Annotated in this window: 12 protein-coding genes and 2 tRNA genes; 7 read left to right on the top strand and 7 right to left on the bottom strand. The window is 62.4% G+C overall.

Going from position 1 to position 12910, the window contains the following annotated elements:
- Positions 1 to 42 precede the first annotated feature (42 nt).
- Entirely contained in the window at positions 43 to 813 is a 771-nt protein-coding gene (locus tag HMPREF3157_RS07655; protein WP_070436024.1) for a YaaA family protein, read from the top strand.
- A gap of 3 nt (positions 814 to 816) precedes the next feature.
- Here HMPREF3157_RS07655 and HMPREF3157_RS07650 read toward each other — a convergent pair whose 3' ends face one another.
- The 6 genes from HMPREF3157_RS07650 to HMPREF3157_RS07625 all read right to left on the bottom strand — a co-directional run bounded on the left by HMPREF3157_RS07650 (position 817) and on the right by HMPREF3157_RS07625 (position 5293).
- Complete coding sequence (locus HMPREF3157_RS07650; RefSeq protein ID WP_070436023.1) at positions 817 to 1863, bottom strand: S66 family peptidase; 1047 nt, start codon at positions 1861 to 1863, stop codon at positions 817 to 819.
- Positions 1860 to 2687 (bottom strand): Nif3-like dinuclear metal center hexameric protein, encoded by an 828-nt coding sequence (locus tag HMPREF3157_RS07645; protein ID WP_016664505.1) that lies wholly within the window; start codon positions 2685 to 2687, stop codon positions 1860 to 1862. The genes HMPREF3157_RS07650 and HMPREF3157_RS07645 overlap by 4 nt, the downstream gene beginning before the upstream one ends.
- Positions 2688 to 2721: 34 nt before the next feature.
- Complete coding sequence (gene sufU, locus HMPREF3157_RS07640) at positions 2722 to 3186, bottom strand: Fe-S cluster assembly sulfur transfer protein SufU (protein ID WP_016664504.1); 465 nt, start codon at positions 3184 to 3186, stop codon at positions 2722 to 2724.
- Complete coding sequence (locus tag HMPREF3157_RS07635; protein WP_016664503.1) at positions 3183 to 4475, bottom strand: aminotransferase class V-fold PLP-dependent enzyme; 1293 nt, start codon at positions 4473 to 4475, stop codon at positions 3183 to 3185. The genes sufU and HMPREF3157_RS07635 overlap by 4 nt, the downstream gene beginning before the upstream one ends.
- A gap of 251 nt (positions 4476 to 4726) precedes the next feature.
- A tRNA-Val gene (locus HMPREF3157_RS07630) sits at positions 4727 to 4803 on the bottom strand.
- Between the two features lie 79 nt (positions 4804 to 4882).
- Positions 4883 to 5293: a DUF3052 domain-containing protein gene (locus HMPREF3157_RS07625; protein ID WP_016664500.1), complete on the bottom strand. Its 411-nt coding sequence runs from the start codon at positions 5291 to 5293 to the stop codon at positions 4883 to 4885.
- Positions 5294 to 5522: 229 nt separating this feature from the next.
- On the opposite strand from HMPREF3157_RS07625, the gene aceE reads away from it, so the two are divergent.
- The 6 genes from aceE to HMPREF3157_RS07595 all read left to right on the top strand — a co-directional run bounded on the left by aceE (position 5523) and on the right by HMPREF3157_RS07595 (position 12412).
- Positions 5523 to 8291, top strand: a complete 2769-nt coding sequence (gene aceE, locus HMPREF3157_RS07620; protein WP_246816558.1) for a pyruvate dehydrogenase (acetyl-transferring), homodimeric type — start codon at positions 5523 to 5525, stop codon at positions 8289 to 8291.
- A 5-nt stretch (positions 8292 to 8296) separates the two neighbouring features.
- Positions 8297 to 8689 (top strand): GntR family transcriptional regulator, encoded by a 393-nt coding sequence (locus HMPREF3157_RS07615; protein ID WP_070436022.1) that lies wholly within the window; start codon positions 8297 to 8299, stop codon positions 8687 to 8689.
- Between the two features lie 12 nt (positions 8690 to 8701).
- Positions 8702 to 9643, top strand: coding sequence for an ACP S-malonyltransferase (locus tag HMPREF3157_RS07610; RefSeq protein ID WP_016664497.1), 942 nt, complete (start codon positions 8702 to 8704; stop codon positions 9641 to 9643).
- A gap of 5 nt (positions 9644 to 9648) precedes the next feature.
- Complete coding sequence (locus HMPREF3157_RS07605; protein WP_070436021.1) at positions 9649 to 10650, top strand: beta-ketoacyl-ACP synthase III; 1002 nt, start codon at positions 9649 to 9651, stop codon at positions 10648 to 10650.
- A 188-nt stretch (positions 10651 to 10838) separates the two neighbouring features.
- On the top strand, positions 10839 to 11087 hold the full coding sequence (locus tag HMPREF3157_RS07600) for an acyl carrier protein (RefSeq protein WP_016664495.1): 249 nt from the start codon (positions 10839 to 10841) through the stop codon (positions 11085 to 11087).
- A gap of 86 nt (positions 11088 to 11173) precedes the next feature.
- Complete coding sequence (locus tag HMPREF3157_RS07595) at positions 11174 to 12412, top strand: beta-ketoacyl-[acyl-carrier-protein] synthase family protein (protein ID WP_070436020.1); 1239 nt, start codon at positions 11174 to 11176, stop codon at positions 12410 to 12412.
- Between the two features lie 413 nt (positions 12413 to 12825).
- On the opposite strand, the gene HMPREF3157_RS07590 is transcribed toward HMPREF3157_RS07595, so the two are convergent.
- A tRNA-Ile gene (locus HMPREF3157_RS07590) sits at positions 12826 to 12902 on the bottom strand.
- Positions 12903 to 12910 lie beyond the last annotated feature (8 nt).

Genomic DNA, 12910 nt, shown 5'->3' with positions numbered 1-12910 from the left:
CTCAACTTTACTCCACGCCCGACCAACAGGAGCACGCGCGAGATGTTAATTCTCTTACCACCGTCGGAAACGAAAACTCGCCCCGCCGCCCTCGAGGCACCGAGTCTCGATCTCGCCTCGATGTCGTGGGGTGAACTACGTGAAGCTCGTGAGGACATGCTGCGCGCGGCAAAGCTCACTGCCGAGAGCGACACCGCGATGAGCGCACTCAAAATCCCGACTACTCAGCCGGAGCTGCGCGAGCGCATGGCCCACCTTGAGCGCGAACCGGTCGCGCCGCCACTCGAGGTGTATTCGGGAGTTCTCTACGATGCCCTCGGCACGGTCTCCGTGTCCGACGGCTGCCGGCTTCTCGTCCAGTCCGCACTCTTTGGGGTGGTCGACTGCACCGAGGACCTCATCCCTGCCTATCGTCTTTCAGCGGGAAGCGAAGTGTTGGGACTCGGAAAAGTCTCGACATGGTGGAAGCAGCATCTCAAAGACATTGGCGCAGCAATCGAGCGTAGCGGCGAGATCGTGATCGATTGCCGCTCCGGTGCGTATCGCTCGATGATGCCGCTTAAGGGCGCGCAGGTTCTCGAGGTGTCCCCGGTGGCGGTGCGCGAGGGTACGCGCCAGGTGATCAGCCACGACGCTAAGCGTTATCGAGGCCTCGTCGCGCGCGCTCTTTGCGAGGCGCCAGAGGCCGCCACAACAGCTGAGGGCGTCCTCGACGTGCTCACCTCCGCCCTCGGCGATGCACTGGATTTCGAGATCACCGATGGTAAAACTCGGCGGACGCTCACCGTGATCGACGATTGGGAGCGCCGCTGACGTTCACTGGCCGTAGTGGCCCACGACCTCTTCCCGGCCCGTATCGATGGTGACGTCTCCACCGTAGGGAATGACGTATTGAGGGCGCGTGTGCCCGAAAGGAACACCGAAGCACACGGGAAGATCCGGCGCGTATCGCGAAAGTTCGGCGAGCACGTAATCACGCTGCGCCGCACGACGAGCCGCGCGCACATTCTCGGGAGCGGGATTGTCCCGGTCGTCGACGACGGGCCGCGCGACGAGCATCCCGGCGGCGGCTTCGAGGTAGCCGCGCTCCCCCATTCCACGGATCCAGCGGCCTACGAGGTCGGGGCCCGGAAGAAACTCGGATGTTTCGAAGATAAGTATCGCGCCTTCGAGGTCTGCGAGATCCGGAAGTCGGTTTGCCCACGCGAGCTGGTCGAGCACCTCGAGGCATCCACCCCATGTGCGACCGCGCACGCGCGTTCGTGATCCGTAGAACTCGAGAGGAACTGCGGCCTCGCGAGGCGAGGCTTCCGTGAGGGCGCGCTCTTCGCTCCAATCGAACCCGTAATCTTGGCTATCGGCGGGAAGAGTGTAGGTCAGGTCCCCTTCACCAAAGAGCGCCGCGCGAAGTGAGGTGACATGTTCGGAATCCACCGTCGGACCACTCCCGAGATGGACCATGGTCGAGCCGCCATAGAAGCTTGCAAGCCCGTGCGCGAAAAGCCACGAGTGGAGATTGGTGTTATCGCTATAACCGAAGAACGGCTTTGGATCAGCGACGGGAAGTTCTGGGTCGAGGTAACGAAGAATACGGATCTGATCGTTACCGCCAATAGTCGAGATAAGCGCCCGGATCTCGGGATCAGCGAAAGCGGCGTTCACGTCGCGGGCACGTTCCTCGGGGCTCGCGCCAAGTGCACGGGTCGTGGGGTATTCGACGACCTCGAGCCCGAAGATCTCTTCGAGCCGTCTCATCGCCTGCTCGTGGATCGCGGGAAAGTACGCGGGAGCCGCCCACGCGGGCGAGAGTACGGCAACCTTGTCGCCCTCGTGGACCGGCGTGGGCTTGACAAGGCGTTTCATCTCACTGCCTCCGTGAAGGGATCGCTTGAGAGAGTTGAGACCTCGACCTCAAGATCGGGGAATTCTTCGCACACAATCGAGGCGAGACGCGGCAGATAGAGGTATTCACTCGCGTAGTGCGGAAGGTCGATGAGCGCGGGCACGCGAGAGTGATCCGCACGCGATTCGAGGTGCTCTAGGGCGGGGTGGTGGCGAAGATCCGATGTGATGTAAAGATCCACCCCCGCGTTCGTTGCGGCCTCAAGAAAAGAGTCCCCGGCGCCCGGGCACACCGCAATACGGCGCACCTCGCGATCCGCTTCGCCGGTAAATAGGACCCCTTGAGCAGTGGCGGGCACGCTCTTCGCGATAAGCCGGGCCACGTCACCGACCGTCGAAGGCTCGGCACACTCTCCCACGGCACCTAGGCCAAAGAAGGACTCATCGTCCGCGGGCTTACCCGGCTCAAGCGCCCTGGCATCGGAAAGGCCCAGCAGCTCAAGCCATGCCCCGACGGTGCCGTTTTGCGAACGGTCGCTATTGGTGTGCCCGCACCACAGCCCTCCGCGCGAGCGGAGGATTTCGGTCGCCACCGCCCCCTTACCCGTCGTTGCCGGCAGAAAGCTCGCGCCCCGTAGCAGCAACGGGTGGTGCGTGATGAGGAGCGTTCCTTCACGCTTCGCAGCCTCGCGAGCCTCGGCAACCGTCGGATCCACCGCGAGGCGTATCCGCTGGACCTCCCAGGTGGGGTCCCCGAGCACGAGGCCCACGCGGTCCCACTCTTCCGCCCATTGGAGCGGGTAGAGGCTTTCGAGCAGAGCGGTCACGCGGTCGATGGTCGTCATGGGTTGTACCTCGGCGGTTGTCGGTGAACGAGAGTCAGGATTGCGATCCACGCGCGGCTTGAGCTTCGGCGAGGGCCGCCTGATAGGCCTTCCACGGCATGAGTACGCACTTCACGCGGCCGGGAAACTTTGCTGCGCCCACGAGTGCGATCCCATCACCAATGATGTCTTCGTCGCCTTCGTTTTTGCCGCGAGAGTGCATGACCTCGTCGAAGTGGTCAAACGTCTTCTGTGCATCCTGGAGGCTCTCGCCGATGAGCAGATCGCTCATGATGGAGGCGGAGGCGCGGCTCATGGCGCACCCCGTCGCGTCATAGGACAGATCCGTGATCGTCGGGTTGTCCGCGTCGCCATCAAGCTGGAGGCGCAGCGTGATCTCGTCCCCACACGTCGGGTTGACGTGGTGAACTTCGGATTGGAACGGCTCGCGAAGCCCAAAATTCTGGGGGCGTTTGTCGTGCTCGAAAATGAGCTCGGAGTACATCGCATTGAGGTTCATCGATCAAATCCTTTGAAAAACGAGATGGCTTCCTCGAGTGCAGAGGCGAGGCGGTCAACTTCGTCGAGTGTGTTGTACACGCTGAAACTTGCGCGCGTCGTTCCGTGAACACCATATCGACGATGAAGCGGCCACGCGCAATGATGCCCCACGCGTACCTCAACCCCGAGGGAATCGAGAACGTGGCCGATGTCGTGCGGGTGCCGCCCCTCGACGCTAAAGGCAACAGCACCCACGCGTCCGGTGCTCGGCCCCTTGCCGATAATCCGTACGCCGTCGATCTGTGAGAGGTTGTCGAGGGCCCTCGCGGTCAGGTCAGCTTCGTGGGCGGCAACGTTCGCCATGCCCAGGTTCCGGAGGTATCCGACGGCCGCCTCAAGCCCAATGGCCTGGGAGATCATCGGGGTTCCCGCCTCAAAACGGGCCGGAGGCTCCGCAAACGTCGTGTGATCCATGTGGACAACTTCGATCATGGACCCTCCGAGCAAGAAGGGTGGGAGCTCGGCGAGCAGTTCGTAGCGCCCCCACAGTGCGCCGATGCCCGTGGGCCCGAGCATCTTGTGCCCCGAGAACGCGAGAAAGTCGACGCCGAGCTCCGCGACATCGATCGGCATGTGAGGTGTGGATTGGCATGCGTCGAGCACTGTAAGGGCACCGACATCGCGGGCACGCGCCACGAGAGTGGGAACCGGATTGATCGTGCCGAGCACATTGGATTGATGTGCGAAGGCGAAAACCTTCGTGCGTTCGTTCAGCAGCGAATCTAAATCGGTGAGGTCGAGCTCGAAATCGTCCGTCAGGGGGATGTAGCGTAGCGTCGCTCCCGTGCGACGGGCAAGCTCCTGCCAGGGGACGAGGTTCGAATGGTGCTCCATCTCGGTGACGAGAATTTCATCGCCTTCGTGCACGCGTAGGTGTTCCGGCGTTGACGAGTCTGCGTTACCGAGTGCATACGCCACGAGGTTGAGTGCCTCGGTCGCATTCTTAGTGAAGACGAGTTCCCGAGGGTCCGTCGCACCAATAAAACTAGCGATGGATTCGCGCGCCCCCTCGTAACGATCCGTTGCCGCCTCCGCGAGCTGGTGGGCGCCGCGTTTAACCGCCGCGTTGCTTGCCGTGAGAAACGCGACTTCAGCATCGATCACGCTCTGGGGGCGCTGACTCGTCGCCCCCGAGTCCAGATACACCAGCGGTCTTTCATCCGCGAGGTTCTGATGGAGAATCGGGAAGTCGCGGCGGATAGCCTCGACGTCGAGTCCGGGATGCTGCGCGGACACTTCAGGTGTCATGGATGAATGCTCCTTGTCGACCGTTCGAGCGTGCGACCTCCAGTATAGGAATTTTGCAAAACCGAAAGCGCAAATCTGTGGGGAATATGCCAGAGTCTCACACGATCCGCTCGGGGCCCGGGCCAAACCGCTCGTCAAGACCGACACTACAAGCACTGCGCGCATTGGGCGACGCGCCGCGCAGGTGGCGATTAAGTAACCGGACCACAACGCAGAAACACCCCCGCTCTTCGTGAAGAGCGAGGGTGTGATGGTGGGTCTTGAGGGACTCGAACCCCCGACATCCACGGTGTAAACGTGGCGCTCTAACCAACTGAGCTAAAGACCCGCGCGGACTATCGTCGCACGAGCGGCCGGATTCGGCAAAACGGGAGGCGGGAAGGCGTCGGAAAACTCTTAGACGAAAACTACGACCGCGAGGCCAACCGCGTGCCAGACCAATCCGGTGCAAGCGAAACCGCATTCATTCCGCGCAAACCGGCGGTGTTCGCTGCTTCCTGGATATCGGCGGGATCCACGTGACCCGGGCGGCCAGGCTTCGGCGTGAGCAGCCACACGGGCCCTCCGGCGACGAGGCTCGACAGGCAATCGACGAGCGCATCGGTGAGATCACCGTCACCATCGCGCCACCACATAATGACACCGTCCACGATCTCGCGGGAGTACTCATCTTCGAGGTCGGCGTCGATAAGGTCCTCGATAGCATCGCGAAGGTCGAGATCTACATCGTCGTCATACCCGAATTCCTGCACGAGCTGGCCTTCGTGGAACTCAAAAACTTCGGCAAGGTTGTCGCTCGAAGCTGCAACCGGTGACAAGGGGCGACTCCTTCGGAGGTCGGAAATGAGATGGAGGATCTCGGGACGCTCCAACTGTACCTAAGGACTCCGGCGGTGTCACTCACAAAAACACGACGTGAAACCATGCCCGAAGTGTGAGACCCGCGGCACCTTTAACCGCTCCGCGCTCACCTCTCTTTCGGACGCACGCTATACGCTAGGACGGCACAATGGCGGGCCTTAAGGCACAGCCCTTTTCACTCACACCATGAGGGAGAACAACAGCGTGAACTCGAACGACATCACCGGGCGTCATGGGATCGGTCTTCCCAGCCACGCGAACGACGTGGATCCCGAAGAAACGAGGGAGTGGATCGAATCGCTCGACGCGGTCGTAGCGAACAGCGGCGCGGAGCGTGCCTCGCACATCGTTGGCAACCTCCTCACGCGCGCACGCGAAAAGAATGTTGACGTTCCTAGCGTGGAAAACACCGACTACGTCAACACCATCGCCGCGAAGGACGAGCCCGAGTATCCGGGCTATCTCGATATCGAGAAGTCAATCCGACGGGCCGTGCGCTGGAACGCAGCAATGCAGGTTCATCGCGCACAGCGTCCCGAAATCGGCGTCGGTGGCCACCTCTCGAGCTACGCCTCCATTTCCACCGTCTACGAGGTTGGCTTCAACCACTTCTTCCGCGGTCGCGAACACCGCGGCGGTGGCGACCAGGTGTTCTTCCAGGGCCACGCCTCCCCCGGTATCTACTCGCGAGCCTTCCTCATGGGGCGCCTGAATGAAAAGGATCTCGACGGTTTCCGCCAGGAAAAGTCGAACCCGCAGGGAATCCCCAGCTACCCGCACCCGCGCGCGATGCCGGAGTTCTGGCAGTTCCCCACCGTTTCGATGGGCATCGGCCCCGTCAACGCAATTGAGCAAGCCTCCATTAACCGCTACCTCCACAATCGTGGCCTGAAGGACACGAGCGAGCAGCACGTGTGGGCGTTCCTCGGCGACGGTGAAATGGACGAGGTGGAGTCGCGAGGCGCCCTCCACATCGCCGCCAACGAGCAACTCGACAACCTCACGTTCGTCGTCAACTGCAACCTCCAGCGCCTCGACGGGCCCGTGCGTGGCAACGGCAAGATCATTCAGGAGCTTGAAGCCCAGTTCCGCGGCGCGGGCTGGAATGTCGTGAAGGTCGTGTGGGGCGAGGGTTGGGACAAGCTCTTCGCCGCAGACACCGACGGCGCCCTCGTGGACCTCATGAACACGACCCCCGACGGCGACTTCCAAACATTCCGCGCCGAATCGGGCGGCTTCATCCGCGATAACTTCTTCGGCCGCGACCCGCGCACGAAGGCCCTCGTCGAAGACATGAGCGATGCCGACATTTGGTGGGGTCTCAAGCGCGGTGGCCACGACCCCAAGAAGATCTACGCGGCGTTCAAGCATGCCACGACAGTCAAGAACGGCAAGCCGACCGTCATCCTCGTGCACACCATTAAGGGATACGTGCTCGGCAAGAACTTCGCGGGCCGTAACGCGACCCACCAGATGAAGAAGTTCACGATCGATGACCTCAAGCAGCTGCGCGACACGCTGCACATTCCGTTCACCGATCAGCAGCTCGAGGCTGATCTCTACAACCAGCCGTATTACATGCCGGCCGAAGACTCGCCGGAAATGCAGTACATGCGAGAGCGCCGTGCAGAACTGGGTGGTGTTGTTCCCGATAACCGCCATAAGAAGGCGACGTTCACGGTTCCCGGCGAGAAGACTTGGGCCGTCGCGAAGCGCGGCTCCGGCAAGCAGGAGGTCGCCACGACGATGGCGCTCGTGCGCCTTCTCAAGGACCTCATGCGCGACAAGGAAACCGGCAAGTACTGGGTTCCGATCATTCCCGATGAGGCCCGCACGTTCGGCCTCGACGCGATGTTCCCGACCGCGAAGATCTACAATCCGAAGGGCCAGAATTACCTTTCGGTGGACCGCGATCTCCTCCTTGCGTACAAGGAATCCTCGCAGGGTCAGATCAAGCACATGGGTATTAACGAGATCAGCTCGACGAGCGCCTTCACTGCTGCGGGTACGGCCTACTCGACGCACGAGGTGCCTCTCGTGCCGTTCTACATCTTCTACTCGATGTTTGGCTTCCAGCGCACCGGCGACTTCTTCTACGCCGCCGGCGACCAGATGGCCAAGGGCTTCGTGATCGGCGCAACGGCTGGCAAGACGACCCTCGCGGGTGAAGGTCTCCAGCACATGGATGGCCACTCCCCGCTGCTCGCGTACACGAACCCCGGTGCGGTTATTTACGACCCCGCCTACGGCTACGAGATCGGGCACATCGTGCGCGATGGCCTGCAGCGCATGTACGGGGAGAACGAAGAGCGCCTCCAGGAAGTCTTCTACTACCTGACCGTGTACAACGAGCCGATCCACCAGCCCGTTGAGCCCGAGAATGTCGATGTCGAGGGCATCATCAAGGGCATGTACAAGGTCGATGATGTTCAAGAGGGCGACGGCCCCGTTGCCCAGCTCATGGCCTCGGGCGTTGCAGTCCCGTGGACTCGCGAAGCACGCGATCTTCTCTACAGGGACTGGGGCGTTCGCTCGGCTGTATGGTCGGTGACCTCGTGGAGCGAGATGCGCAACGACGCACTCGCCGCGGACAAGCACAACTTCCTCCACCCCGAAGAGGAACCAAGGACGCCGTGGATGGTCGAGAAGCTCAAGGACGCCGAGGGCCCGTTCGTGGCGACCACGGACTTCGACTACCTCGTTCCCGACATGATCCGCCCCTGGATGCCGAACGACTATGCCGTTCTTGGCGCCGAAGGCTGGGGATTCTCAGACACGCGAGCTGCGGGCCGCCGCTACCTGCACATCGACCGCGAGTCGCTCGTCGTGCGCGCTCTCAAGTCGCTCGCGGATCAGGGCACGATTGACCGGTCGATCGTCAAGCAGGCCATCGACAAGTACGATCTGCTGAACGTCAACGCCGGTTCGTCCGGTGGCGCAGGCGGGGACGCCTGAGCATCATGGTCGCTGAACTGCCGTGGCTCCGAGTCGACGCGTCCGCGCCGAACGCCGCCGCGCAGCTCCATGATTCAATCGCGAATGCCGCGGCGGAGGGCACTCTCGCCCCGGGTGAGAAGTTGCCCTCCGTCCGTGCACTCGCGGAAGTCTGCCACGTCGCACCGAACACGGCGGCGAAGGCCATTAAGTCACTTGCGGCGGCAGGTATTGTGGAAACCGATGGGCGCCGGGGCACGCGCATAAAACCCTGGGGCGAGGTGGAACGCTCGCTTCAAGAGGCTCTTGCGCATGCCGCGCGCCTGGCAGTTTCATCGGGGGTTGGGGCCGACGCCTCCCTCGCGATGTTCGAGGCCGCGCTCCGCACGGAAGCGGCCTCCTCTCGTTCGACAGTGTGAAAGGACAGTGGCGTGCTCGTCATTGCATCGCCCGGCCAGGGCGCTCAGAAACCGGGGTTTCTCGCCCCGTGGCTGGACATCGATAGCGTCGCGGAATATGCGGGCTCCCTCGGCGAAGCCGCTGGCGTCGACATTGTGAAGCACGGGACCGTGTCGGATGCCGACACGATACGTGACACGGCGATTGCCCAGCCGCTTCTCGTTGCCTCGAGCCTGATCGTGCACAGCGTACTTTTCGGCGCGCTCGACATGCCGCGCCCCGATTTTTACGCGGGGCACTCGGTCGGTGAGGTTGCCGCGGCTGGTCTGAGCGGGACCCTCACGGAGACGGACGCGATGGAGTTCGTCCGTGATCGTTCGCGGGCCATGGCAGAAGCCGCCGCGGCAGAAGAAACCGGGATGGCGGCAGTCGTGGGCGGTCTGCGCGAGGACGTTTTCGCGAAGATCGAAGCCGCCGGTGCCGTTCCCGCAAACATCAACGGAGCGGCTCAGGTCGTCGCAGCCGGCTCGCTCGCGCAGCTCGAGAGCCTCAAGGAAAATCCGCCGGCAAAGGCTCGCGTAATCCCGCTGCAGGTGGCCGGCGCGTTCCACTCCCCTTTCATGGAAAGCGCGCGAGAAGCGCTCGCCACTCGAGTAAGCGACTACTCGGTGCGCACCCCCCAGATTCCCGTGGTCTCGAACGCCGATGGCGCCGTCGTCCACGACGGTCAGGCGTTCCTCGAGTCGCTCGTCACGCAAGTCGCCCATACCGTCGATTGGCTCGCGTGCATGCGCACGTTTGAGGCCGAGGGTGTCACCGGCATCCTCGAACTTGCACCTGCAGGCACCCTCACCGGTCTCGTCAAGCGGGACGCAAAGTCGATCGCTCGGTTCGATCTCAATACTCCCGATCAGCTCGATGCCGCGCGCGATTTCGTGCGCGAGCATGCCGGCCAGACCCCGAAGGAGGCATAGGTTCGGTGGTCACTCTTCGCCCCTCGAAGCCCGTTGCGGGCTCACAGATTCTCGCCTACGGCGCCGCACGCGGCGACCTCGTTGTCACGAACGATGACATCGCAGGCCCTATCGACTCGTCCGACGAATGGATCCGCCGCCGCACGGGCATTGTGACCCGCAAGCGCGCGAGCGAAGGCATTCACGTCATCGACCTCGCCGAAGAGGCCTCGCGGGAAGCAATCGACAAGTCCGGGCTCGACGCTTCGGCCATTGACGCGGTCATCGTCTCGACGATTTCGTTTGAATATCAAACGCCTTCGGCCGCAACCCTCCTCGCGGCCCGACTCGGGATTGAAGATGCAGTCGCCTACGACATTTCGGCGGCGTGTGCAGGCTTCTGCTACGCGGTCGGACAAGCCGACGCCCTCGTGCGCTCGAGCGCCGCAACGAACGTGCTCATCGTGGGTGCAGAGAAGCTCTCAGACCTCATCTCCCCCACCGACCGTTCGATCTCGTTCCTCCTCGGAGATGGGGCGGGCGCCGCGATCGTATCCGCGAGCGACGAACCAAAGATCGGCCCCACCATTTGGGGTAGCGACGGCGAGAACTGGGACACGATCCGCATGACCCACTCGCTGCTCGAGTACCGGGACAACCCCGAACTCGGTTTCCCGACCCTCGAACAAGATGGGCGCACCGTCTTCCGGTGGGCGGTATGGCACACCGCCGAAATCGTCCGCAAAGCGCTCGACGAGGCGGGGCTAACCGTCGATGACATCGACGTGTTCGTTCCCCACCAGGCGAACATGCGCATCATTGACGAGCTCGCAAAGCAGCTGAAGCTTCCGGAAAGCGTAGTGATCGGCCGCGACATTGCCGACACGGGTAATACGTCGGCGGCATCGGTTCCGCTCGCCGTGCACCGGCTCCTCGAAGAAGGCCAAGCGAAATCTGGCGACGTGTGCGTGCAGATAGGTTTCGGCGCTGGCCTCGCCTACGCTTGCCAGATCGTCGTCTTGCCGTAGGTTGTGCTGCGCTTGCCCGGTCCGGACCTACCCCGCGGGACGGTCTCATGCGCACGAGCGCAGAACAAGCCACGATCGAGCAAAGCGAGACACACGTCAAACTTGCAACCGTCGGAACCAGAACCTTCAGGTTTATGCCTGTAGGCTTATGCCGCTGATTTAATTCGTAAAGCACAAAGGAGAGCCTCATGGCACACACCGAAGAAGACATCCTCGCTGGCCTCGCCGAGATCGTAAACGAGGAAACCGGTGTTGAAACCGCTGACGTTCAGCTCGATAAGTCCTTCACCGACGACCTCGACATCGACTCGATCTCGATGATGACCATCGTCGTGAACGCTGAGGAGAAGTTCGACGTGCGCATCCCCGACGAAGAGGTCAAGAACCTCGTGACCGTTGGCGACGCCGTCAAGTTCATCCAGAACGCTCAGGCCTGATTGTTACCGATGCGCGCTCGCCCATTAGCGGCGAGCGCGCACTTTAATCTTTTCGCCCTTTTCCATCACGCCCGCAAGGAGAACCCATGAGCGAGAGCCCTCGCGTAGTTGTTACCGGCCTAGGCACGTTCAACCCGCTTGGAGTCGACATTGAAAGCTCCTGGAACGCCGCCCTTGCGGGACAATCGACCGCCCACACACTCGAGAACGATTGGGCCGAGCGCTACGGACTCGCCGTCGACTTTGCGTGCACGGTTGCGGGCGATCCCCTCGACTACCTGTCGAAGCCAGAAGCCAAAAAGCTCGACCCCAACGGCCAGTACGCGATGATTGCCGCACGTGAGGCCTGGAAGGACGCGGGCAACCCCGAGGTCGATCCTCTGCGCCTTGGCGTTGTGGTCGGTACCGGAATCGGTGGCGTGTGGACAATCCTCGACCAGTGGGACACCGTGAAAGAGCGCGGCGCGCGCCGCGTGAATCCGTTCACGGTCCCCATGCTCATGGCGAATTCCGCGGCCGCGCATATCGAAATTGAATTCGGGGCGAAGGCTGGTGCCCACACTCCCGTCTCGGCGTGCGCCTCGGGCGCTGAAGCACTCGCGCACGGCCTTGACTTCATTCGCAGCGGCCGCGCAGACATCGCAATCGTCGGCGGCACCGAGGGCTGCGTGCACCCGCTCCCCCTTGCCGGCTTCGCCAATATCCGTGCGCTCTCGACCCGCACGGACTCCCCAGAGACAGCCTCCCGCCCCTACGACCGTGATCGCGACGGTTTCGTTCTAGGCGAGGGCGCAGGCATCATGGTGATCGAAACCGAGGAGCACGCGAAGGCACGCGGCGCCCACATCTACGCCTACCTCGCCGGCCGCGGCATGGCATCCGATGCCCACCACATTTCGGCACCGAGCACCGAAGGCCAGGCGCGTGCGATCCGCGAATCGCTCACCGACGCCGGCCTTGCCGCACGCGACGTCGTTCACGTCAACGCGCACGGCACCTCCACCCCGCTCGGCGACCTCAACGAACTTGAGTCCATTTCGATCGCTCTCGAAGGCGAGACCGATCAGGTCGTCGTCACCTCGACGAAGTCGATGACCGGTCACCTCCTCGGCGGCGCGGGCGCTGTCGAATCTATCTTCACGATCCTTGCCCTCCACAACCGCCTGGCGCCACCGACCATCAACATCGAAAATCTCGATGAAGGCGTCACGATGGACATCGCCAACGGCCAGCCGCGCGAACTCCCAAGTGGGGACATCGCCGCTATCAACAACGCCTTCGGCTTTGGCGGCCACGACATGTCAGTCGTGTTCGCAAGCGCGTAACGAGAACTCACGAGTAAAGCGCAACGGGGTCCGACGGTTGTCGGGCCCCGTTTGCTCTGCACCAGAGCTTGGCCGCGAGCTTACCCGCTATCGGCGATAACCTCACTGCTTGACCGCGACTATAGCTGCGAGATCGGCGACGAGAGTCGAGTCACCAGTCTCCATGACAGCTTTGGTGGACTGTACATAATTGGGCCAATATGGCGTTGATACCCCAAACCTCAGCTGAAGCCCCAGCGGGCGCCTCTGCCGGACGGGCCCACACCGAAAGGTCGCGACGACGCTGAGACCCACACAGCGCCCTAGAAGCATTGCAGGCTAAACCAAAACGGACAATAAACGGGAAATCGCCACTTTGTCCGTGAAAAACTAGAACGAAAATAGGCCCAAAAACACGGTGTGACCTAGGCATATGGTAGGCCCGGCGGGGCTTGAACCCGCGACCGACGGATTATGAGTCCGGTGCTCTAACCGACTGAGCTACGGGCCCGCGTATGG

It is taken from the genome of Dermabacter sp. HMSC06F07 (assembly GCF_001807345.1).
Taxonomy (GTDB): domain Bacteria; phylum Actinomycetota; class Actinomycetes; order Actinomycetales; family Dermabacteraceae; genus Dermabacter; species Dermabacter hominis.
The sequence above is the reverse complement of the archived record's forward strand: the minus strand, read 5'-3'. Positions and strand labels throughout refer to the sequence as shown.

Bases quoted from the DNA above. Each gene is read 5' to 3' on its own strand.
- HMPREF3157_RS07615 (WP_070436022.1), top strand. From the start codon at position 8,297: ATGGTCGCTGAACTGCCGTGGCTCCGAGTCGACGCGTCCGCGCCGAAC.
- HMPREF3157_RS07645 (WP_016664505.1), bottom strand. From the start codon at position 2,687: ATGACGACCATCGACCGCGTGACCGCTCTGCTCGAAAGCCTCTACCCG.
- HMPREF3157_RS07635 (WP_016664503.1), bottom strand. From the start codon at position 4,475: ATGACACCTGAAGTGTCCGCGCAGCATCCCGGACTCGACGTCGAGGCT.
- HMPREF3157_RS07655 (WP_070436024.1), top strand. From the start codon at position 43: ATGTTAATTCTCTTACCACCGTCGGAAACGAAAACTCGCCCCGCCGCC.
- HMPREF3157_RS07650 (WP_070436023.1), bottom strand. From the start codon at position 1,863: ATGAAACGCCTTGTCAAGCCCACGCCGGTCCACGAGGGCGACAAGGTT.
- aceE (WP_246816558.1), top strand. From the start codon at position 5,523: ATGAGGGAGAACAACAGCGTGAACTCGAACGACATCACCGGGCGTCAT.
- HMPREF3157_RS07595 (WP_070436020.1), top strand. From the start codon at position 11,174: ATGAGCGAGAGCCCTCGCGTAGTTGTTACCGGCCTAGGCACGTTCAAC.
- HMPREF3157_RS07600 (WP_016664495.1), top strand. From the start codon at position 10,839: ATGGCACACACCGAAGAAGACATCCTCGCTGGCCTCGCCGAGATCGTA.
- sufU (WP_016664504.1), bottom strand. From the start codon at position 3,186: ATGAACCTCAATGCGATGTACTCCGAGCTCATTTTCGAGCACGACAAA.